The sequence below is a fragment of the Streptomyces sp. NPDC058246 genome, from assembly GCF_042881985.1.
Classification (GTDB): Bacteria; Actinomycetota; Actinomycetes; order Streptomycetales; family Streptomycetaceae; genus Streptomyces.
The window spans coordinates 456,153-476,245 of sequence record NZ_JBHVWZ010000003.1; the positions used below are offsets into that span (position 1 = coordinate 456,153).

A 20,093-nucleotide genomic window follows, 5' to 3' on the forward strand; every position below is an offset into this window, starting at 1 on the left:
ATCGACCTGGAAGGCTTATGCCCTCGAACACGCCACGCCATGCCACGGCATATGACGGCGCGCTCGTTAACTCCTGGTGACGTACGGTCCCGCGGTACCGGTGAGGCGGTGCCGGGCGCCGGTCGGGGGCCCGGAGGCGCCGCCGCGGTCAGCCTCCGTAGCGGCGGTGTCGCGCCGCGTAGTCACGCAGGGCGCGCAGGAAGTCCACCTTGCGGAAGGCCGGCCAGAAGACCTCGCAGAAGTAGTACTCCGAGTGGGCCGTCTGCCAGAGCATGAATCCGGACAGCCGCTGCTCGCCGCTGGTGCGGATCACCAGGTCGGGGTCGGGCTGGGCGCCGGTGTAGAGGTGCTTGCCGATGAGGTCGATGTCGACGGAATCGGCCAGCTCCTCGATCGTGGTGCCCTTGTCGTGGGCGTCCAGAAGCATCGAGCGGACGGCGTCGGCGATCTCCTGGCGGCCGCCGTAGCCGATGGCGACGTTGACGAGTATCCCGTCGACGTGCGCGGTGGACTCCTCGGCCTCCTTGAGCACCGTCTGCATCCCCGCGGGCAGCAGGTCGGGCGTGCCCACGTGGTGCACACGCCAGCGGCCGTCGGCGGCGAGGGTGCGGACGACGCCCTCGATGATGCCGAGCAGCGGGCCGAGCTCCTCCTGCGGGCGGTCGAAGTTGTCCGTGGACAACAGCCACAGGGTGACGACCTCGACATCGGTCTCGGAGCACCAGCCGAGGAACTCCTCGATCTTGTCGGCACCGGCCCGGTGGCCCTGGGCCGTGGTGGAGCCCGCGGCCTTCGCCCAGCGCCGGTTGCCGTCCATGATGACCCCGATGTGCTTGGGCACCTGGTCGTGGTCGAGGTGGCCTTCCACCCTGCGTGCATAGAACCTGACCAGCAGACGGCGCAGGTTGTCGCGCAAGGTCACGTGTTGTCAGCCCCTCCGTGCGGGATCGGACAGGCGCGAGCGAGCACAGTCCCTGTCCGTATGGCGGTCCCCCGGGGCGAAGCCTACCCCCGGAAAACTGGGGCGTTGCCATGGGGTGTCGGCGCTCTCCCGTAGCGTCGTATGCATGAACGACATCTCTGTATACCGCGCCGCAACGGATCGGTACGACGCGATGGAATACCGGCGTACGGGCCGTAGTGGCCTCAAACTGCCCGCCGTCTCGCTCGGCCTGTGGCACAACTTCGGTGACGACCGCTCGCTCGAATCCCAGCGCGCGATCCTGCGCCGCGCCTTCGACCTGGGCGTCACCCACTTCGACCTGGCGAACAACTACGGGCCGCCGCCCGGCTCCGCCGAGCTCAACTTCGGCAAGCTGCTGGAGCAGGACTTCGCGCCGTACCGCGACGAGCTGATCCTGTCGACCAAGGCGGGCTACCTCATGCACCCCGGGCCGTACGGCGAGTGGGGCTCCCGCAAGTACCTGCTGTCCTCCCTGGACGCCTCGCTGAAGCGGATGGGCGTCGACTACGTGGACATCTTCTACTCGCACCGCTTCGATCCGAACACCCCGCTGGAGGAGACGATGGGCGCGCTCGCGTCCGCGGTCCAGCAGGGCAAGGCGCTGTACGTCGGCGTGTCGTCGTACACCAGCGAGCAGACCGCCGAGGCGGCCCGGATCCTCACCGAGATGGGGGTCCGTCCGATCATCCACCAGCCCTCGTACTCGATGATCAACCGCTGGACCGAGGACGACGGCCTGCTCGACACGCTCGAGGACGCCGGCATGGGCTGCATCTCCTTCGCCCCGCTGGCGCAGGGCCTGCTGACGGGCAAGTACCTCAATGGCGTCCCCGAGGGCTCGCGCGCCTCGCAGGGCAAGTCCCTGGACCCGGGCCTGGCGTCCGACGCCGACGTCGTACGACGCCTGAACGGGCTGAACGACATCGCGGCCCGCCGCGGCCAGTCCCTCGCCCAGCTCGCCCTCACCTGGGTGCTGCGCGACGAGCGGATGACGTCCGCGCTCATCGGCGCGTCCAGCGTGCGGCAGCTGGAGGAGAACCTGGCGGCGCTGGCGGCCCCGAAGCTCACGGACGAGGAGCAGAAGGAGATCGACACGTTCGCGGTGTCGACGCCCGGGACGAACATCTGGGCCGGGCGGAGCTGAGAGCAGGACCGGCGGCGCGGGCACCGATCGACGCTGACGGCTGAGGCGGTCGGCACCCGCGCTGAGGCGGTCGACGCTGATAGCTGAGGCGGTCGGCACCCGCGGCCGAGGACGGTCGTCGAGTCGGTCGGCGGTCGGCGCTCAGTCACCGGGCCGGGGCCCGCGGGGCCGGGGGGCGCACGGGGGCGCCCGTCGGGCGGGCCGGGTGCGGGCAGAAAAAACGGGCCGGTCCGTGGGGGGGAGACGGACCGGCCCGAGGGGGGGTTTCCACCATAACCCTTCGTAAGTGATGCTGCGTGCATCGGCGTGCCACAACTACTCTCCGAAACCGGCCGACGACGCCATGGTGGGCCCGGAAGCCCGGATTCAGGGCGGGATCATGGCCGAATCACAGCGGATTCCAAGGGAATCGCGGAGGATCCGGAGAGATCCGATGGGTTTGCGCCCGGTTGTGTTTCCTCCGCCGACTTCTCCCGACGTACTCCAGGTGGGTGACGCGCGTGGCGTACATCCGCTTGACGCCGCCGCTAACTTCGCAGCCATGGCCACCTTCACCACGCCGGAGACGCCCGAGCCGGTGCCGCTGGAAGTCGCCCGGTCGGCGCGCGAACGGCGGCGTGGGCTGCTCGGGCGCGACGGGATCGACGGCGCGCTGCTGCTGGGTCCGGCGAGTTCGGTGCACACGCTGGGGATGCGGTTCGCCATCGACGTCGCCTATCTGGACCGGAAGTCGCGGGTCCTGGCCGTGCGGACGATGCGGCCGGGCCGGGTGGGGCTGCCCCGGGCGCGGGCCCGGCGGGTCCTGGAGGCGGAGGCCGGGGCGATGGAGCGGTGGGGCGTTCGGCGCGGGGTGCGGGTCGCGGTCCAGGACAACTGACGTGACGTCAGCGAGGGGACGCAGCACCGCGCAGCCCCCTCCACTGCGCGGTGCCACACGCGCAGCTTTGCTCACGCGAATTACCTTGGTCTGAACTTACGTGAGGCGAACATCCGAGGCGAGCCACGCTCGATAACGATGTGGGAACCCTGTGGAGATGTGCGCCGTGACGCCCGGTCCGCATCCGTGCCCGTCCGCGATCCGGACGCCCATCTCACACCGAGTGGGCTTCATTGGGGTGTTTTCGGTCAATCAGCTCACGCATGTGTCGATCACCCCATTCGCCCAGTGGCAGCAGGGCGGTGTTGAGCGTCTCCCCGAGGTCGGTCGGCGAGTACTCGACCTTGGGCGGCACCTCCCCGATCACATTCGGCAGGGTGGCGCGTCATCACATGCGACAGGTGGCGCGTACGAGGTCGCCACGCACAGCGGCCAGGGTCTGACCTATTTCCGCTCTAGCGTCGTCCCATGACCTTGAGGATCACATGGGACGAGGCAAGCGCTCGGCGAATGGAACGGCAGTTCCTGGCCGTTCCCGCGCCGGCCGGGACTCCGGTCGCCGAGGTGGTCGGCGCGATGCTCGGCGCACACGCGCAGGTGCTCTCGGCGGCCGAAGTGTCGGTGGGGGTACGGGCGGAGGGGGTGACAAGGGCGGACGTACGCGCGGCGCTGTGGGAGGCGGACCGTCCGCTGGTGAAGACATACGGCCCCCGGGGAACCGTGCATCTGCTCCCGTCGGCCGAACTGCCCTTCTGGACGGCGGCGTTGACGGCGATCCCCGCCAACCCGAGCCAGTCCGCCGATGTGCGGCTCACCGCGGCGCAGGCGGACGAGGTCGTCGCGGCGATCGGGGATGCCCTGGGCGGCAGGTGCCTGACCATCGACGAGCTGGGCGACGAGGTCGTGGCGCGCACCGGGCCGTGGGCCGGGGAACTGGTGATGCCCGCGTTCCAGGGCATGTGGCCGCGCTGGCGGCAGGTGATGCACCGGGCGGGCCAGCGGGGCGCGCTGTGCTTCGCCCCGAACCGGGGCCGCAAGGTGACGTACACCCGCCCGCCGCGTTTCGAGCCGCTCGCCCCCGACGAGGCCACAGCCTCCGAGAGGGGGCTCGCCCTGCTCGTACGGCGCTATCTGCGCGCCTACGGACCGGCGACGGCGCCGCACTTCGCCAAGTGGGCTGCTGCGCCGCGCGGTTGGGCTCTGAGCCTGTTCACTTCGCTGGCGCAGGCGGGGGAGATCGAGGAGGTCGACTTCGCCGGCGCCCCGGCGTGGGTGGCGGCGGGCGACACGGAGTTCCCGGGGGCGCCCCTGCGCGGGGTGCGGCTGCTCCCGTACTTCGACGCGTACGGCATTGCCGCGCAGCCGCGTGAGGTGCTGTTCCCCGGCACGGCGTACGAGCGGGCCCTCGCGGGCGGACAGGCCGGGAACTACCCGGTGCTGCTCGTCGACGGCGTGGTCGCCGGGGTCTGGCACCAGCGGCGCCGAGGACGTCGTACGACGGTCACGGTGGAGCCGCTGGGCCGGCTGACGGCACGGCAGGAACGCGAGCTGGCGGGGCAGGTGGAGCGGGTGGGTGAGGTGCTGGAGGCGAAGCCGGAGTTGGTCGTGGGGAGGGTTACGGTGGGAGGCCATGCGTGACCTCTGTGGCCCGGGCTGGGGTGGCATTGAGGCGGGGCGCTGGGGTGGCTTTCAGGCGGGCTGGGGTGGCTTTCAGGCGGGGGGCATGAGTGGCCTTCAGGTGCGGGGCTTGCGCGGCTTCCCGCCCGGGGCCCCGCCACGACACTCGCGCCCGGGGCCTGCCTGGAGTTTCAGGTGCGGGGCCTGCGCGGAGTTCAGGTGCGCGGCCTGCGTGGAGTTCAGGCGCGGGGCCTGCGTGGCCTTCACGTGCGGGGCTGGCGTGGCCCTCGCGCCCAGGGACCGCCACGACACTCGCGCCCGGAACCGTGTGGCCCTCTCACGGCCAGTGCCTGCGTGACCCTCGGCTCGGAACCCGCATGGCCGGCCCTCACGCCCGCGGCTTGCGTGCCTCGATCAGGAAGCGGGCGCTGTGGGCCACGAAGGGGCCCTTCGTCTCGATCTGCTCGTGCAGCGCGCGGAGTTGGGGCCGGTACTGGTCGACGGTGAAGCCGGGGACCATCCAGATCACCTTGCGCAGGAAGTGCACGACGGCTCCGATGTCGTAGAACTCCATGCGCAGCCGCTCCGCGCGCAGGTCGACGACGTCGAGCCCGGCAGCCTCGGCGGCGGCGCGGGCGGAGTCCGGATGCCGGCCCTTCCTGACCTCTTCGGGCTGCGGCCCGAGAAAGTACTCGACCACCTCGAAGACGCTCGCCGGTCCGACCTGCTGGGAGAAGTACGTGCCGCCCGGCCGCAGGACGCGCGCGATCTCGTCCCAGTACGTCCGTACCGGGTGCCGGCTGGTGACCAGGTCGAAGGCCTCGTCCGCGAAGGGCAGCGGCGCGTCCTCCGGGGAGGCGACGACCACGGCGCCGCGCGGGTGGAGCAGGGCGGTGGCCCTGGCGACGTTCGGCGGCCAGCCCTCGGTGGCGACGGTGAGCGGGGGCAGCGTCGGGGCGGCGGCGAGGACCTCACCACCGCCGGTCTGGATGTCGAGCGCGGCGGACGCGCGGGCCAGCCGCTCGCCCATCGACCGCGCGTATCCCCAGGACGGCCGTTCCTCGGTGGCCCGGCCCTCGAACCAGGAGAAGTCCCAGCCGTCGACGGAGGCGGCCTCGGCCTGGGCGACGAGGTCTTCGAAGGAGCGGGGGGTACGGGGAGGGCGAGGGGCGGCGGTCACGGCGGGGATCCTCTCAACGGTCGCGCGAGGACGCGAGGGAATTTCGTTCGCCGGGCGTCGTCGGGCGTCGGGCGTCGGGCGTCGGGCGTCGACGGGCGTTGTCAGTGGCCGCTGCTACGTTCCGGGCATGACGTCGAATCCAGGGGCCGTCCGGGTGCCGTACACCGGGGGCGAGAAGGAAAGTCTGCACGCGAGCCTGAACCGGCATCGGGACGCCGTGCTGTGGAAGCTGGACGGCCTCGACGACGAACAGGTCCGACGCGGGATGACTCCGTCGGGCACGAACCTGCTCGGCTTGGTGAAGCACCTCGCGTCCGTCGAGTACGGCTGGTTCTGCTCGACCTTCGGCCGCGAGGTCGAGCCGCTGTGGTTCGACCCGTTCTCCGAGGAGGACATGGCGGCGGGACAGGGCGAGACGACCGCCCAGATCATCGACTTCTACGCCCGCGCCCGCGCCGCCGCCGACCGCACTATCTCCGAGCTGTCGCTCGACGACCTGGGCACGTCGTGGAACGGCACGACGGTCTCGCTCCGTTGGGTCCTGATCCGCATGGTCGAGGAGTCCGCCCGTCACGCGGGTCACATGGACATCGTGCGGGAGCTGATCGACGGGGGGACGGGAGATCACCGGCCGGGTTGATCGGGGCGCTGAGGCGGCTGCCGACCCCGAAGGCCTCCCCCGCCAGGCCTGGGCGAGGTCTGGGCCAGGCCTGGGCGAGGTCTGGGGGAAGACGCCAGGGCGCGGGGAGGACGGGGGTGCTCATGCCTGGAGTACGAGGAGCGCGTGCTCGTCGTCGCCGTGGCGTACCGTCCCCGCGTGCTGGAAGCCGTGTCTCTCCAGGAGGCGGACGGAGGCGGTGTTGCCGGTGAAGGGGTCGGCGTACAGGGGCCGGTTCTTCTCGCCGCGCAGGAAGAGGCCGAGGGCCCGGGTGCCGATGCCACGGCCCCAGTAGGGGCTGCCGAACCAGTACCCGATGTAGCGCCGCTGCCCCTCCCACCAGGCGACGATTGAGCCGGCCGGTTCGCCGTCGACGGTGACCGTCTGGACGAAGACGCTGCCGTCGCCGAGGATCTTCGTGCTCCAGTGAGTCATGAAGGCCTCCCGCTCCCGCGAGGGGAACCGCGAGCGCCGCACCGCCTCCGCGTCCAGCTGCTGCTCGTAGAACGTCTCCAGATCGGCTTCGGCCACGTCTCTCAGTCGTACGTCTTCTTCACCCATGCTCAGTGAGTGTGGCACCGCCCACTGACAACGACCGCCTGCCAGAGGATCAGGGGATCGGTGGGTCAGGAGATCTGGAGCTCAGGGATCTGGAGCTCAGGGGACGAGTGGGCGGACTTCCTCGGCCACGAACCGTACGAAACCCTCGGGATCGGGTTCATCGGCGGTGGGCTGGAGGATGACGGCGTCGGCCCCGGCGTCCGCGAGGCGCTGGACGGCCTTGGCGACGGCGCCGGCGTCGCCCGCGACCCCGCGCTCCGGTTCGGGGTTCTCTCCCTCGGCCTCGATCTCGGCGCGCAGCCGGGCGGCGGCGTCCGGTCCGGTGGCGGTGCGGAGGTAGACGACCACCCGGTGCCGGCCGGTCCTGCCCGCCACCACCCGCCCCTCATCGATGAGTTGACGTGCCTGTCGTACCCCCTCGGGCGTGGTCGAGGCGGTGAGGATGGTGCCGTCGGCGGCCTCGCCGGAGAGCCGGAGCGTACGGGGACCGGTGGCGCCGGCGAGGATCTCGGGCGCCCCGGCCGGCGGCCAGTCAAGGGCGACACCGTCGAGCTTCACGTAGCGCCCATCGGCGGTCACCCGCTCCCCGCGCAGCAGCGCGCGCAACGCGTCGAGGTGCTCGCGCAGCAGCGTCAGCGGCGACTCGGCCCTGGCCCCGACCTGCCCCATCCAGTCCTGCACGCCGTGCCCGACGCCGACGACGGCGCGCCCCGGGAACAGCCGGTGCAGGGTGGCTGCCTCCATCGCGGTGACGGCGACGTTCCGCAGCGGGACGGGGAGCAGCCCCACTCCGACACGCACGCGCTCGGTCCAGGCGAGCGCGGCCGCGGCGGCGGAGATCCCCCCTTCGAGGAAGCAGTCCTCCCACAGCCACAGTTCCTCAAGACCCACGTCGTCCGCCAGGCGCGCGATGACACGGAGTCGCTCGGGAGGCAGTTGAGGCCGGAACACAGCACCGAGAGCAGTCATTAGGCTTTCCTACCGACGCCGCACTCCCCGGAAACTCCTTTACACGGCACCGTCATCGGCTTGCTCGCGCTCATGGCGCAGGAGTACGACACCGTTGCCGAAGGCCCGGGTCTCGACCAGCCGGAGCCGTGTGAGGGCGTCCGCCTCCGGGAACAGGGGCTTGCCACGCCCGATGAGCACCGGATAGACGTCGCTGGTTTCAGCTTGCGTTGGAGCTGGAGGTCGCGCCCCTCGGGAACGTCACCTCCACGCGGCGGTTCTTGCGGCGGCCCTGTTCCGAGGTGTTGTCCGCGATCGGGTAGTCCTCGCTGTAGCCGCGTACCTCGAAGGTGACGTCCGTCGAGCCGAGGGCTGCGGCCAGTTGGTCGTGGACCGCTTCCGCGCGCCTCTTGGAGAGGGTCAGGCCGTGGGCGTACGAGCCGAGGTTGTCGGTGAAGCCGAAGACTCTGACGGTCGTGGCGTTCTGGGCCTTGATCTCATCCGCGATCGCCTGGATACGGGAACGGGCGTCCGGGTTCAGTTTCGAGCTGTCCTTCGGGAACAGCACCTCCGCCTGCAGCGCGAACGTCACGTCCGAATTGGTGTCCTCCCGGCGCTCCTCGCCACCGAGGTCCTCCACGACGGACTTGATGTCCAGGACCTTCGCCGGGGCGAGGGTGGCGCCGTCGGCGAGCTTGAGACCGGGGCTGTTCGCGTCCACCTCGGGGGGTGGAGACGTGGTGACGCTGCCCGGCGGCGCGCTCGGATCACCGTCGTCCGCGTACGCGGGGCCCGGGAGGCCGAGGGTGACCAGCACGGCGAGAGCCGTGAGCGTCGTGGCGGTGGTTCGGGGTGGGAGGGCCATGGGTCACTCGCCATCGGTGAGTTCGATGGAGGCGGGAGGCATGGAGCCGACTTGGAAGTCGACGGTGGTGGTGCCGGCGGGTGGGGCGGGGAATTGGGCGAACCACTGAGCCATCGCGCCCTGGCGCACACCTCCGGTGAACTGGGTGCACAGGCAGCGGCCCGAGGTGTCCCGGAGGATGAGGTACTTCTTCTTGCCCTTTTGGTCGATCAGGCTGGCGCCCGCGATCGATCCACCGTTCTTGGCCAATTCACTTTCGTCGCCGCGCCATTCAGCTGCCACCCAAAGGGCGCTCGTGTTGTTCGTGACCGTCCCCTCGACCGTCACGAAGCCTCCCGAGTCTCGCTTGGCCGAGGTGACCGCGAGCACCAAGCCGTTCTCACCCTTGACCTCGGCGAGTACCGGGGCCGATTCGGGCGCTTTCGATGCCTTGCCGTCTCCGCTGCTCGTAGTCGCGGAAGCCGACGGTGACGAAGCCCCCTTGTCGGACTTTCCGCTCCCTCCCCCGCCGCAGCCGGCCACCGCGAGGAGCAGACCAGTCGTGATCGCCACCGCGTTCGCCGCCCTGCGGCCCTTCGTGGTGTGCCGAAAGTCCATCGGTACGGCTTCCTCTCACTCGGCCAGATGCACAGAGAACAGCACAGACGCGTCCGGAAGGTCGACCGGATCAAAATTCTCGGGGTCGATGTTCACGATCTCGCCGTCGCAGTTCAGCTCAACGGGCTTCTTGGGATCCGCAGCCGGATCAAAATCACAGCGCGGCTGGATGACAGCGACAGCATGGGCCTGCGCTCGTTTGTTCTCCGTGCCGGGAATGATCGAGTCACCGACCGTGTAATTGGTCTGGATGTCGACCCGGTAGCCGGGATAGCCGTCCAGAACTCTGGGCTGGGCTCCGCCCTGGACGGTGGAGTCGTTCTCGGCAGCAAGCTGTTGAGCAGCAGCCGTGGCCCCCGCATCCTCCGGGTCCTGCCCGCCGGCGAGCCAGTCCAGCCAGTTGTCGTCCTGGCCGACAGCCTGCCCCAAGCGATCTATCAACTCGCCCCGGGCATCCTGCGCGGCCGCCAACGCCGCAGCGTCCGCCGCAGATTGAGCTCCATTGCGGGCGGACGCTGCTTGGGCGAAGGCGAAGAAGGCGAACGCGGCGAAGAGCAGAATCCCCGTCAGCCAGATGTAGATCGGGAGAGTCTGCCCTCGGTCGCTCAGGAAAGGTTCGAGGGTCAGCCGCCGCCGATGACGTTGTTGACCGCGTTCATGATCGCTCCTGAAATGGCACCATCCAGGCCCAGTCCGTCGATCATCGTAAAGATCCCCGCAATGATGATCATCAGGCCCGCATACTCCACGAACCCCGCCCCCGCGTCCCGTTCGTGTCCCCGCATTCGGGAGACGACGGTTCGTGTCCAGTTGCTGAACCTGTTCATCGTCACGGCCCTCCCAGTCGACGACACCACCAACCTGAGCACCGTACGTGAGAACACGCCTACTCCGAGTGGGTCCAGGGGCCCAACTTGCGGTGGGTGGGGTCATCGGGGCCAGCCCTCTCGGGCCGTGCCCAGCCAGTGGGCTATCGCTTCGCTGCGTGAGGAACTGTGCAGCTTTGCGAAGATGCGGTTGATGTGGTTCTTGACGGTCTTCTCGCTGATGAAGCAGGTGGCGGCGATTTGGCGGTTGTTCATGCCGGCCGCGATGAGGTCCATCACCTCCACCTCCCTTGAACTCAGGCCGAAGTCGGGGCGGTCGGGGGCGCGCCGGTGGAGTCCCGTCGCGGGTACGGGGCGAGCCATTGACGACTGTGCCACAGATGATTGCAGATGCGAAGTCACTTCGTTCGGTTCGTGGGAAACTCCGAGTGAATTCGGTGAAGGTGAAGGCAAGAGCGGGACGGTGGGGGGGCCGGCGCGCAGCTCGCGTACCGCCGTGATCAGTTCGGCTGCCGTGAAGTCGCCGTGGACCAGGTAGCCGGACGCGCCTCGGCGCAGGGCTTCCGCCACGACCTCGGGTTCACGGCTGTATGTCAGCATCATCACGGGCGCCAGGAGGGCCAGTTGGGGCAGGGCGGTCAGGCCGTCCGTGCCGGGCATGCGGACGTCGAGGAGCACGACGTCCGGGGTGAGCGTGGTGGCGGACGCGAGGGCCTCTTCGCCGTCCGCTGCCGAGGCGACCACCTCTATGTCGGGGTGGGTGTTCAGCAACGCGGTCAGGCCGGCCCGGACCACCGGGTTGTCGTCGGCCACGAGGACGCGCAGGGGTGGGCCGGGAAGTGCCTGGTCAGGCATGTGCGGCCTCCTCTTGGGGAGTGTGGGGAGCGGAGAGGGTACGGCAGGCTGCTGCCGCCGAGAGCGGGAGGGTCAGGTGGACCTCCGCTCCGCCCTGCGGGGAGCGGGTCAGGGCGATGCTGCCGCCCAGACAGGCGGCTCGTTCCGTCATGCCGAGCAGACCGAAGTGGCCGGTTCTCGTCAGGTGGTCGAGGGTGAGGGGGGCCGGGAGGCCCGCCCCGTCGTCCTGCACCCGTAGCGCGAACTCGGCTTCGGAGATTTCGAGTTCGACCGTGACACGGCTCGCGCCCGCGTGGCGGTGGGCGTTCTCCAGGGCCTCGGACACGATCGCCAGGACGTGATGGGACGCGGTGCGCGGCAGGAGCGGGCGGCCGCCGCGGTGGCGTAGTGCTGTGGCGAGGTGGGTGCGGGTCTCGAAGTCCGCGGTGCGGGCCTGAAGTTCGGTCAGGACGTCGGTGTCCGGGGTCGCGAGGTCGGTGTGCCGGCGCAGGTCCGTGAGGAGGGAGCGGGACTCCGACGCCGCCCGGCGCGCGGCGTCCGCCACGGTGGTCGCCTGGTGTTTGAGCGTCTGCGGATCCGCGTCGTCCGCCGAGGCCGCCAGCGCCTCCGCCGCCAAGGCCAGGCCGTGGAGAGTTTTGGCCACCGAGTCGTGCATCTCACGGGCCAGACGGGCCCGTTCGGCTTCCACCGCTTCCGCCACGGCCAGCCGGGATGTCGCCTCGGACAGCGCCTGGCTGGCCGTGCCGAAGCGGAACATCAGGTTGCGGAGGGTGACGCCGATGATGCCGGCGCCGATGCAGAAACCGGCGATGAGGAGGGTGTTGGCGCCGGCTCCTGGATGGTGTTCCCACGCCCGGAACACCGTCAGCAGGACCACGAGTTGTAGGCCCGTGAAGATGCCCGATCCGCGCCAGCCGTAGAGGAGTCCCGCCAGCAGGGGGGTGCAGACCGTCGCGTAGGCGAGGGGTGAGGCCGGGGACGCCGTCAGGAGCAGGATGGCTCCGAAGGTGAGGTCCACCGCCATGAGGGTGGGGTGGGCGAGGAGACGGGGGCCCAGGCGGTCCCAGTCCCTGAGCATGGCGTACGAGCCCATGACGCCGAGGACCGCCGCCGCCAGCACCGCGTAGCGGGGTGGGCCGTTCGTCGCGTTCGTCATCGCGAAGGGGGCGCCTATCGCGAGTGTCGCGAGGCGGACGGCGAAGGCCTGGCGGCAGAGGGCCTGGAGGGCGTTGAGTTGGAGGCGGATGCCGCCGGGAGCCGGGGCGTCGTCCGCCAGGTAACCGGCGTCGCCCTTGGGCCAACCTGTGTTCGTCCCTGTTTCCTGGTGCCCGGCGTCCGGCGTCCGGCCTTCGCCGGTACCGGCCCGTTGTCCCAAGTGCCCCGCGTCCGGCGTCCGGCCTTCGCTGGTACCGGCCCGTTGTCCCAAGCGCCCGGCGTCCGGGCTCCCGTCGGGGTGGGTTTGCTTGCCGGCGCCGACAGGGTGCCGCTCTCTTTGGGACGGGTGCCGCCCCAGCGGCACGATTGCCCACAGCGTGGTCGGCTTCATCCTCATCGCCCCAAGATCGAGCCGAAGTTGGTGCCCGAGCCCAGGAACATCCCGGTGGCGATCAGGATCATCGTCGCCGGGAGCATGAAGACGAGGGTCACCATCGTGGCCTTGGGGATGGTCTTGGCGGCGCGGCGCCGGGCGTTCTGGGCGTCGGTGCGGCGCATGTCCGTGGCGAGTTGGATCAAGGTTTCCGCGATGGGGGAACCCAGCTCCTCGCCCTGTTGCAGTGCCGATACGAACTGGGCGACCTGCTCGGACGAGTTGCGTTTGCGCAGTTCGTCGAAGGCCTGGCGGCGGCTGACGCCCATGTCCATCTGGCGGAGCGTGATGCGCAGTTCGTCCGCCCAGGGGCCCTCGTACTTCTCCGCGACCCGGTCCAGCGCCTGACGGAAGCCCAGGCCCGCCGAGACCACGACCGCCAGTACGTCCAGGAAGTCGGGCAGGGTGCGGTCGATGACCTCCTTGCGTTCGCGGACGGCCTGCCAGATGAGGGCGTCGGCGGCGACGAGCCCGAAGGCCAAGGCCAGGGCGGCGAAGAGGAGCTGGCCGTTGGAGAAGAAGATGAAGGCCAGTACGACGCCGAAGATGCCGTACACCGCGCGCCGGGCGGCGTAGCGGTTCAGCGTCAGGCCACCGGGGTTGCCCGCCATGTCGATGCGGCGGCGCTTGGCGTCGACGCGGCGGGGGCCCATCAGGCGCAGGACCGTGGGCGCGAACCGCATGCCGAGGCGGTCGACGGCCGAGTCCGCCTTGGAGACACGGGTGCCGCCCACCTCCAGGGCGAGCGCGAGGTCGCCGGGGAGTTTGGCGTCGGCGCGGATCATGCGGATGCCCAGGAGGACGCCCGCGACGGCCGCGCCCATCAGGACGGCGAGCAGCAACGGCAGCAACGTAACCCCCTCCCTCAAACTTCGATCTTGCCGAGACGGCGGATGACGAAGAAGCCGACGGTGTAGAGGCCGAGGGCCACCAGAACCAGGACCTGGCCGAGTGGGGAGCCGGTGACGCGGGCCAGCGCGCCCTCGTTCGAGGAGTTGATCAGCACCAGGGAGCCGATGCCCAGGAACGGGACCGTGAAGGCCGTCGCGTTCACCTCGGAGAGCATCGTGCGGACCTCGCGGCGGGTTTCCTTGCGGTCCTCCAGGGTCTGGGTGAGGTTGCGCAGGGAGCTGACGACCGAGCCGCCCGCCTTGTTGGCGAGGACGAGGGTCGTGACGAGGACGATGAGCTCGCGGGAGGGGAGGCGTTCGGAGAGTTCGCTGAGCGCGTCGTCGACCGTTCTGCCCATGGTCAACTGGTCTGCCACATGCGCGAGTTCCTCGCCCGCCGGGGCCTCCAGCTCCTCCGCCGCCATGGCGAGGGCCGTGCGCAGGGCGAGTCCCGCCGCGGTCGCGTTCGCCAGTAGGCGTGCCACGTCCGGGAGTTGGCTGATGAAGGCCTCGATGCGTTTCTGGCGCTGCCAGTTGAGGAAGATGGCCGCGCTCCAGACGCCGATGACGGCGGCGATCGGGCCGAAGAAGGGGGCGAGTGCGGCGGCCGCGATCAGCCACAGGGCCGCGACCACCGCCGCGACGTACGTGAAGAACTCCCCTGCCGTGAGGTCGAGTCCCGTCGCCGAAAGGCGCAGATGGATCGTGCGGCCGAGGCGGGTGCGGCGCAGCCGGCGGTCGACGCTCGCGAAACGGCGTACGCGGCCCGCCGCCGTGCGCAGCGGGCCGCCGCCGGAGAGACGGTCGACCAGGGCCTGGCGCTGAGCACGCCCCGAGGCGTACGTGTGTACGCCCGCGACGGCGAGTGTGCCGCCGAGGACGGTGGCGCCGAGGGCGAGGAGGGCGGGGTTGTTCATGACTCGCTCCTCTCGGTCACGGGGGGCAACTCGGTCATGCGGACCGACTCGGTCAGGCGGACCAGCTCGGTCAGGCGGACCAACTCGGTCATGCGGACCGACTCGGTCGTGGGGACCAGCTCGGTCAGGCGGACCAACTCGGTCGTGGGGACCAGCTCGGTCATGCGGACCGACTCGGTCACGGCGATCGACTCCGTCACGGCGATCAACTCCGTCACGGCGATCGACTCGGTCACAGGGATCGACGCAGTCGTGGGGATCGACCGGCTCATCCGATGGCCTGCCTCGTGTCGAGTACGTCGATGGCCTCCGCGACGCCGAAGGCGGGCGGCAGCGGTTCGTTGGCGACGTACAGCTTCTCCGCGATCTGGCGGGGCAGCGGAAGGTGTTCGAAGTGGCCGCGGACGACGCGGTCGGGGCCGACGGGGCGGGGGACGAAGCGGGTGACGGGCGCGATACGGAACTGTTCGCGGCCGTGCGAGACGAGCAGCGCGATCTCGGTGACCTTGCGGGAGCCGTCGGCGTGCCGGGCCAGCTGGACGACGACCTCGACCGCGGAGTTGATCTGGTCCTTCAGGGCCTCGAAGGGGATCTGGACCTCGGACATCGAGCCGAGGGTCTGCAGGCGCATGAGGGCGTCCTCGGCGGAGTTCGCGTGGACGGTGGCGAGGGAGCCGTCGTGGCCGGTCGACATGGCCTGGAGCATGTCGAGGGTCTCGCCGCCGCGGACCTCACCGACGATGATGCGGTCGGGGCGCATGCGCAGGGAGTTGCGGACCAGGTCGCGGATGGTGATCTGGCCCTTGCCCTCCACGTTCGGGGGGCGGGATTCGAGGCGGATGACGTGCTCCTGCTGGAGCTGGAGTTCCGCCGAGTCCTCGATGGTGATGATGCGTTCGTGGGACGGGATCAGGCCGGAGAGGGCGTTGAGGAGGGTCGTCTTCCCGCTGCCGGTGCCGCCGCTGACGATGACGTTGAAGCGGGCCCGGACGAACGCCGCTAGGAGCATGAGCATCTGCTCGTCGAGCGAGCCGAGGCCGATCAGCTCCGGGAGGGTGTACGCGCGCGGGAAGCGGCGGATGGTGAGGGTCGGGCCGGTCAGGGCGAGCGGCGGGATGATGACGTTGACGCGCTCGCCGGTGGGGAGGCGGGCGTCGACCATCGGGTTCGACTCGTCGACACGGCGGTTGACCGTCGAGACGATGCGTTCGATGGTCTGCATGAGCTGCTCGTTGGACGCGAAGCGGAGCGGGAGCTGCTCGACTCGGCCGGCCCGCTCCACGAAGATGGAATCGGGCCCGTTGACCATGATCTCGGTGATCGACGCGTCGGCGAGGAGCGGTTCGAGGACGCCCAGGCCGAGGGCCTCGTCGACGACTCTGCGGATCAGCTGCGAGCGTTCCGCGGAGGAGAGGACCGGGCCCTCCCGGCTGATGATGTGGCCGAGGACCCGCTCCAGGCGTACCCGCCGCTCGGCCGCCGCCAGGCTCGACATCTCGGCGAGGTCGATCTCTTCGAGCAGCTTGGCGCGGTAGACGGCGACGAGGTGTCCGTCCTCACGGGCGGGTCCCCCTTCGTCGGGGGCGGCGATACGGGAACGCAGGCTCATGTCTTCGGCTCCTCTCGGTCAGTCGTCGGTGGGCATGGTGGCGTGGCGTACCACGGTCACATCGGCGAAGAGGGGGATGACGTTCGGGACGGTCACCGTGACCGTCGCGGTGGTGACATCGGGACCCTCCGGAGCCGACACGTCCGGGCTGAGCCATCCGCTCACCGCGGCCTGTCCGGCCGCCGCACCGTCGCCACCCTGCGAGGCGACCCGCGCGGCGGCCCGCGCCCCGGTGCCGGCCTGGTTGATGCCGTAGCCGATGAGGCCGAGCTGAATCGCGGCCATCCCGATGACGAGCAGGATCGGCAGGAACCCGGCGAACTCCAGGATGGACACGCCCCGGTCGTCGCGGAGACTGCGGGTATCGGGCAGCCCGCGGCTATCACTGAGCCCGCCGCTATCACGGAGACTGCGGGTCGCGCGCAGCCCGCGGGCATCGCGCACCCCGCGGCTTTCGCGCACCCCGCGCTTGAGGAGGGTCCTCATCCGCCGTCCCCCTCCAACGCCGCCCCCGCGCTCCCGTTCACATGCCACCCCGCGTCGAAGCCCGGGAAGAAGAGCGGCACGTCGACCTTGACGGTGGCCTTCATGACCGGGCCCGCAGGACCGCAGGAGATCTGCGCCCCGCTCCAGGCGCCCGGCAGATGCTTGCTCCCGGCCGCCTCGCACGCACCCTCGTACGCGCCGGGAGTCACCGCGTTCGCCGCCGTAGCCGCCCGCGCCGCCTCGTCCGCCGCGTTTCCGGCCAGCGAGTACGAGTAGCCGTAGAGCACGCACTGCCACAGGATCGTCATCACGACGAGCAGCAGGGGGAACATCCCGGCGAATTCGAGGGTCACGGCGCCCCGGTCGCCGCCTTTGCGCCGGAGGGTCAGGGCACCACGGTCCGGCGCGGCCTTGCGGCGCCGGCCGCCGCCCCCGCCCTCCTGGGCGACCACCAGCCCCAGCTCGCCCGCCAGCGCCCACAGCGCCTGTTTCACGGTCGAGCGGGCGTCCAGGTCCTGGAGGCGGCCCGCGTCGACCACCGGCTGGAGTTCCTTGAAGGCGGCGGGGACCGTGGAGCGGGCGACCTTGGTGCCGGTGACGCGTTCGACGAGGGAGGGCTGGATCTCCGTACCCCGCGCGAAACGGTTCACGACCGTCGTGGTCTCCTCCGCCTTGCGGATCTGGAGGCGGTCCCACATGCGGACCATGCGTTTGGCGGCGCGGACGGCGACGACGTCCGGGGTGACGAGGAGCAGGGCCTGGTCGGCCATCTCCACGGCGGCCGCGGTGGCCGCGTTCATCTGGGATCCGCAGTCGACGACCACCACGTCGTGGCGGGAGCGCAGCGCGGCCAGCACCTGGCGGGTCACCCGGTCGGTGACCTCCTCGCCGCGTTCGCCCTCGGCGGGGGCGAGCAGCAGGCCGATGCCGCTGTCGTGGGTGTAGATCGCGTCCTGGAGGACGCGTGGGTTGATGTCGCTGATGGCGGCGAGGTCGGCCACCGACCGGCGGAACTGCACGTCCAGGTACGACGCCACGTCCCCGGACTGGAGGTCGAGGTCGAGCAGGGTCACGTCGCGGCCGGACGCCCGTGCCGCCAGGGCGAGCTGGACCGCGGCCACCGTCGCGCCCACGCCGCCCTTCGCGCCGGTCACCGTGACGACGGTGCCGCCGGGTCCCGCGTACAGCTCGGGCGTACCGCTGTGGAGATGGCGGCGCATGCCGGCGGACCACGTGGCGGCGGCCTGGACGCGTTCGGCCAGGGCGTCGTAGCCGAGCGGCAGGCCGATGATGCCGCGGGCGCCGGAGTCCATGGCGGCGGTGAGGACGCCGGTGCCGGCGTCGGCGGTGATGAGGATGACGCCGACCGCCGGGAAGCGCATCACGAGGTCGCGGATCACCTCCAACGCCGGTACAGGGCCTATCCGTTCGTGGACCAGGACGACTTCCGGAAGCTCGTCGAGGGACTCGGCGGCCAGCCGCGCCAGGGTGTCGAGGAGCGCCGTCGTGTCGGGGACGGGCGGGGCCGGTTCGGCGTCGGCGAGCTGGCTCAGCAGGGTGGTGAGCGCGCGGGCCGAGTCGATGTCCCCGACGGCGGGGAGGATGCGGATGGTCATGGACGGCACCTTCGACGGCTTTCATGACGTTCACGTCGTGCCCGCCTTGTACGACGGGTCCCAGCGGGAGCGGTCGTCATGCGCGGCCTCCTACTTGTCCTCGTCGAGGGTGTACGTACGGTCGCCGGGCGCGACGGCCGCGTCGGAGCCGCCGGCGAGCAGGGCGAGCCGGACGTGTTCGGCGAACGACTCGGCGTACGCGACGCGTTGGGCGTCGGCGGTGTCGAGCGCGAAGGTGATGGGGACGGCCTGGGTGGCGCTGTTGCGTCGGTCGGAGCTGGACTGGCCGGGGTCGAGCGCGGTGAGTTTGCCGACGTCGATGACGCGGGCATTCTCGACGATCACCTTGGACTGGTCGGTGCCCTTGTTGTTCACGGCCTTGAAGGTGGCGTAGATATTGACTCGCGAGCCGGGGTTGATCTTGCCCGCGACGCCGGTCGCCGCGTCGATCATGATCGCGATCTCCTGCTGGCCCGCCTCCAGCCGGGGCCGGTCCACGATCATGTCGGTCTGCAGCAGGGAGCCCTTCTCCAGCTGGGTGACCGCGATCTTGCCGCGGATCTGGGAGAGGCTGGTGACGGCCGTGGAGGACAGCCAGCGCTTGGGCATCGAGACCTTCTCGAACTGGTCGGCCGACAGCTCCTTGTAGGGCGCGATGTCGCCCTTCAGCCGGTACGCCGCCACCTCCGGGCCGACCTTGGAGTTCACGTCACGGATCACCGAGAGCACTCCGGCGAAGGCGCCCAGGGCGCACAGGGCCGAGAGGACCAGCAGGATGACGCCGCGGCGCTGGCGCGAGTTCACTGAATCTCACCTCGTAGTGGCGTGCCGGGGACTTGGCCGAGCTGTTCTTCCTGCCGGGGGTGCGGGGGTTGTCCCCCGGGGTGACGCAGCATGACGCGGACAACCTCGATCGTGGGGCGGGGACGGGCGGGGCCGAGCGGTCGTGCCTGGTGTTGTCGAGTGGTACCTACGTGGCGCCCCGGGGCAGGGCGCGTACCGAAGAGGCTGCCCGGACAGCGGTGGCCGGAAGCTCCTGCGCGGGTGGCGGTGGCAGCGGTGCGGCACAGAACCCGCAGCGGTCACCGATGAGTTCGAGGCCGCACCAGTGGCACTCCTCGCGCCGGACGGACGAGACGAGCTGGTAGAGCACGGAGACGTCGTACAGCCCCGCGGCGAACTCGACGAGCCGTGGGGTGCCCCACCAGCGCGCCGACTCCTCCGGGAGCGGGACGGCCGCGACGCCCTGCACGCGCCAGCCGGGCGCGAGCGTGCCGGTGACCCAGTCGGAGGGGTGCTGACCCGCGGCGACGAGCAGCCGGGTGCCGAACTCGGGCCCGGGCAGCTCCTCCTGGCCGACCCTGACGAGCTGCACTCGCGGATTGGCCAGTACGGCGAACTGGGCGCCCGGCACCCAGGACTTGGCGTGGGACTTCAGGGACACCGGGACCCGGTCGAGCCTCGAGACCGAGCCGAGCAGCGCACCGGCGTAGATGTAGTGGGCGAGCAGGCGGGCGGAGGAGGCGAGCACTCCGGGGCTGAAGTCGCAGACCGACAGCTGCCGCAACTGCTGGGCCAGCAGGGCGAGTCCGAGCGGCGGCAGGTCGATGCCGAGCAGTGCGATGCGGTCGCTCTCCAGGACGGAGCGGACGGTGTGCAGCCGCTGGGTGACCGTGCCTTCGGCCGAGGTCGGATAGAGCGAGATGACGTACCCGTGCTGCTCGATGAGCGCGTGCATTCCGGTGAGGGAGGACTCGAGGGTGTCGAGCGGCTGGACGACTGCGGGCGGGGTCTGCCGGTCGTGCGGTGGGAGCACCAGATCGGGACTGGTGACGGCTATCGCGGTCGGCACGCTGCACACACCCCGTTCACTGCGGCGGGCCGTTCGCTGCGG

Annotated in this window: 23 protein-coding genes and 1 pseudogene; 4 read left to right on the forward strand and 20 right to left on the reverse strand. The window is 70.5% G+C overall.

From position 1 onward, the window contains the following. Positions 1-148: 148 nt before the first annotated feature. Positions 149-922, reverse strand: a complete 774-nt coding sequence (locus ACFVXA_RS07005; protein WP_362031522.1) for an isoprenyl transferase — start codon at positions 920-922, stop codon at positions 149-151. A gap of 145 nt (positions 923-1,067) precedes the next feature. Here ACFVXA_RS07005 and mgrA point away from each other — a divergent pair, with 145 nt between their 5' ends. Continuing rightward, entirely contained in the window at positions 1,068-2,108 is a 1,041-nt protein-coding gene (mgrA, locus tag ACFVXA_RS07010; protein ID WP_362031524.1) for an L-glyceraldehyde 3-phosphate reductase, read from the forward strand. 541 nt (positions 2,109-2,649) lie between these two features. Further along, positions 2,650-2,985, forward strand: coding sequence for a DUF192 domain-containing protein (locus ACFVXA_RS07015; protein ID WP_362031526.1), 336 nt, complete (start codon positions 2,650-2,652; stop codon positions 2,983-2,985). A 214-nt stretch (positions 2,986-3,199) separates the two neighbouring features. On the opposite strand, the gene ACFVXA_RS07020 is transcribed toward ACFVXA_RS07015, so the two are convergent. Beyond that, positions 3,200-3,352, reverse strand: coding sequence for a winged helix-turn-helix transcriptional regulator (locus ACFVXA_RS07020; protein WP_383746422.1), 153 nt, complete (start codon positions 3,350-3,352; stop codon positions 3,200-3,202). Positions 3,353-3,453: 101 nt separating this feature from the next. On the opposite strand from ACFVXA_RS07020, the gene ACFVXA_RS07025 reads away from it, so the two are divergent. Then, a complete protein-coding gene (locus ACFVXA_RS07025) occupies positions 3,454-4,623 on the forward strand; it encodes a winged helix DNA-binding domain-containing protein (protein WP_383910269.1) in 1,170 nt (389 codons plus the stop codon). 367 nt (positions 4,624-4,990) lie between these two features. Here ACFVXA_RS07025 and ACFVXA_RS07030 read toward each other — a convergent pair whose 3' ends face one another. After that, positions 4,991-5,782 (reverse strand): class I SAM-dependent methyltransferase, encoded by a 792-nt coding sequence (locus ACFVXA_RS07030; RefSeq protein WP_390024072.1) that lies wholly within the window; start codon positions 5,780-5,782, stop codon positions 4,991-4,993. 127 nt (positions 5,783-5,909) lie between these two features. On the opposite strand from ACFVXA_RS07030, the gene ACFVXA_RS07035 reads away from it, so the two are divergent. After that, positions 5,910-6,422 (forward strand): DinB family protein, encoded by a 513-nt coding sequence (locus tag ACFVXA_RS07035; protein WP_384024883.1) that lies wholly within the window; start codon positions 5,910-5,912, stop codon positions 6,420-6,422. Between the two features lie 120 nt (positions 6,423-6,542). On the opposite strand, the gene ACFVXA_RS07040 is transcribed toward ACFVXA_RS07035, so the two are convergent. The 17 genes and pseudogenes from ACFVXA_RS07040 to ACFVXA_RS07120 form a co-directional block, all read right to left on the reverse strand. Next, a complete protein-coding gene (locus ACFVXA_RS07040) occupies positions 6,543-7,001 on the reverse strand; it encodes a GNAT family N-acetyltransferase (protein WP_390024074.1) in 459 nt (152 codons plus the stop codon). Positions 7,002-7,097: 96 nt separating this feature from the next. Beyond that, entirely contained in the window at positions 7,098-7,970 is an 873-nt protein-coding gene (locus ACFVXA_RS07045) for an LLM class flavin-dependent oxidoreductase (protein ID WP_390024076.1), read from the reverse strand. Between the two features lie 39 nt (positions 7,971-8,009). Then, positions 8,010-8,159 (reverse strand): annotated as a pseudogene (locus tag ACFVXA_RS07050) (dihydrofolate reductase); the annotation flags it as partial. Between the two features lie 10 nt (positions 8,160-8,169). Beyond that, positions 8,170-8,814, reverse strand: a complete 645-nt coding sequence (locus ACFVXA_RS07055) for an OmpA family protein (protein ID WP_390024078.1) — start codon at positions 8,812-8,814, stop codon at positions 8,170-8,172. 3 nt (positions 8,815-8,817) lie between these two features. Beyond that, a complete protein-coding gene (locus tag ACFVXA_RS07060; protein WP_390024080.1) occupies positions 8,818-9,411 on the reverse strand; it encodes a hypothetical protein in 594 nt (197 codons plus the stop codon). 15 nt (positions 9,412-9,426) lie between these two features. After that, complete coding sequence (locus tag ACFVXA_RS07065; protein WP_390024115.1) at positions 9,427-10,038, reverse strand: pilus assembly protein TadG-related protein; 612 nt, start codon at positions 10,036-10,038, stop codon at positions 9,427-9,429. Further along, on the reverse strand, positions 10,035-10,244 hold the full coding sequence (locus ACFVXA_RS07070; RefSeq protein WP_390024117.1) for a hypothetical protein: 210 nt from the start codon (positions 10,242-10,244) through the stop codon (positions 10,035-10,037). The genes ACFVXA_RS07065 and ACFVXA_RS07070 overlap by 4 nt, the downstream gene beginning before the upstream one ends. Positions 10,245-10,340: 96 nt before the next feature. Further along, on the reverse strand, positions 10,341-11,093 hold the full coding sequence (locus ACFVXA_RS07075; protein WP_390024082.1) for a response regulator: 753 nt from the start codon (positions 11,091-11,093) through the stop codon (positions 10,341-10,343). Next, positions 11,086-12,468: a sensor histidine kinase gene (locus tag ACFVXA_RS07080; protein WP_390024084.1), complete on the reverse strand. Its 1,383-nt coding sequence runs from the start codon at positions 12,466-12,468 to the stop codon at positions 11,086-11,088. The genes ACFVXA_RS07075 and ACFVXA_RS07080 overlap by 8 nt, the downstream gene beginning before the upstream one ends. A gap of 173 nt (positions 12,469-12,641) precedes the next feature. Continuing rightward, positions 12,642-13,532, reverse strand: a complete 891-nt coding sequence (locus tag ACFVXA_RS07085; protein WP_383746404.1) for a DUF5936 domain-containing protein — start codon at positions 13,530-13,532, stop codon at positions 12,642-12,644. 14 nt (positions 13,533-13,546) lie between these two features. Continuing rightward, a complete protein-coding gene (locus ACFVXA_RS07090) occupies positions 13,547-14,488 on the reverse strand; it encodes a type II secretion system F family protein (protein WP_383746403.1) in 942 nt (313 codons plus the stop codon). Continuing rightward, the gene (locus ACFVXA_RS07095; RefSeq protein WP_390024086.1) at positions 14,485-14,760 is read right to left on the reverse strand and encodes a hypothetical protein; all 276 of its coding nucleotides are present in this window, start codon (positions 14,758-14,760) and stop codon (positions 14,485-14,487) included. Before ACFVXA_RS07095 ends, ACFVXA_RS07090 begins: the two co-directional genes overlap by 4 nt. Further along, complete coding sequence (locus ACFVXA_RS07100) at positions 14,757-16,097, reverse strand: CpaF family protein (RefSeq protein ID WP_362031548.1); 1,341 nt, start codon at positions 16,095-16,097, stop codon at positions 14,757-14,759. Before ACFVXA_RS07100 ends, ACFVXA_RS07095 begins: the two co-directional genes overlap by 4 nt. A gap of 18 nt (positions 16,098-16,115) precedes the next feature. Next, a complete protein-coding gene (locus ACFVXA_RS07105; RefSeq protein WP_390024088.1) occupies positions 16,116-16,583 on the reverse strand; it encodes a TadE/TadG family type IV pilus assembly protein in 468 nt (155 codons plus the stop codon). After that, positions 16,580-18,199 carry a CpaE family protein gene (locus tag ACFVXA_RS07110; protein ID WP_390024090.1) on the reverse strand — a complete coding sequence of 540 codons (1,620 nt, stop codon included), beginning with the start codon at positions 18,197-18,199 and terminating at the stop codon, positions 16,580-16,582. The genes ACFVXA_RS07105 and ACFVXA_RS07110 overlap by 4 nt, the downstream gene beginning before the upstream one ends. A 90-nt stretch (positions 18,200-18,289) precedes the next feature. Continuing rightward, positions 18,290-19,003, reverse strand: a complete 714-nt coding sequence (gene cpaB / locus ACFVXA_RS07115; RefSeq protein ID WP_383910288.1) for a Flp pilus assembly protein CpaB — start codon at positions 19,001-19,003, stop codon at positions 18,290-18,292. 166 nt (positions 19,004-19,169) lie between these two features. Next, complete coding sequence (locus ACFVXA_RS07120; RefSeq protein ID WP_390024092.1) at positions 19,170-20,051, reverse strand: hypothetical protein; 882 nt, start codon at positions 20,049-20,051, stop codon at positions 19,170-19,172. Positions 20,052-20,093 lie beyond the last annotated feature (42 nt).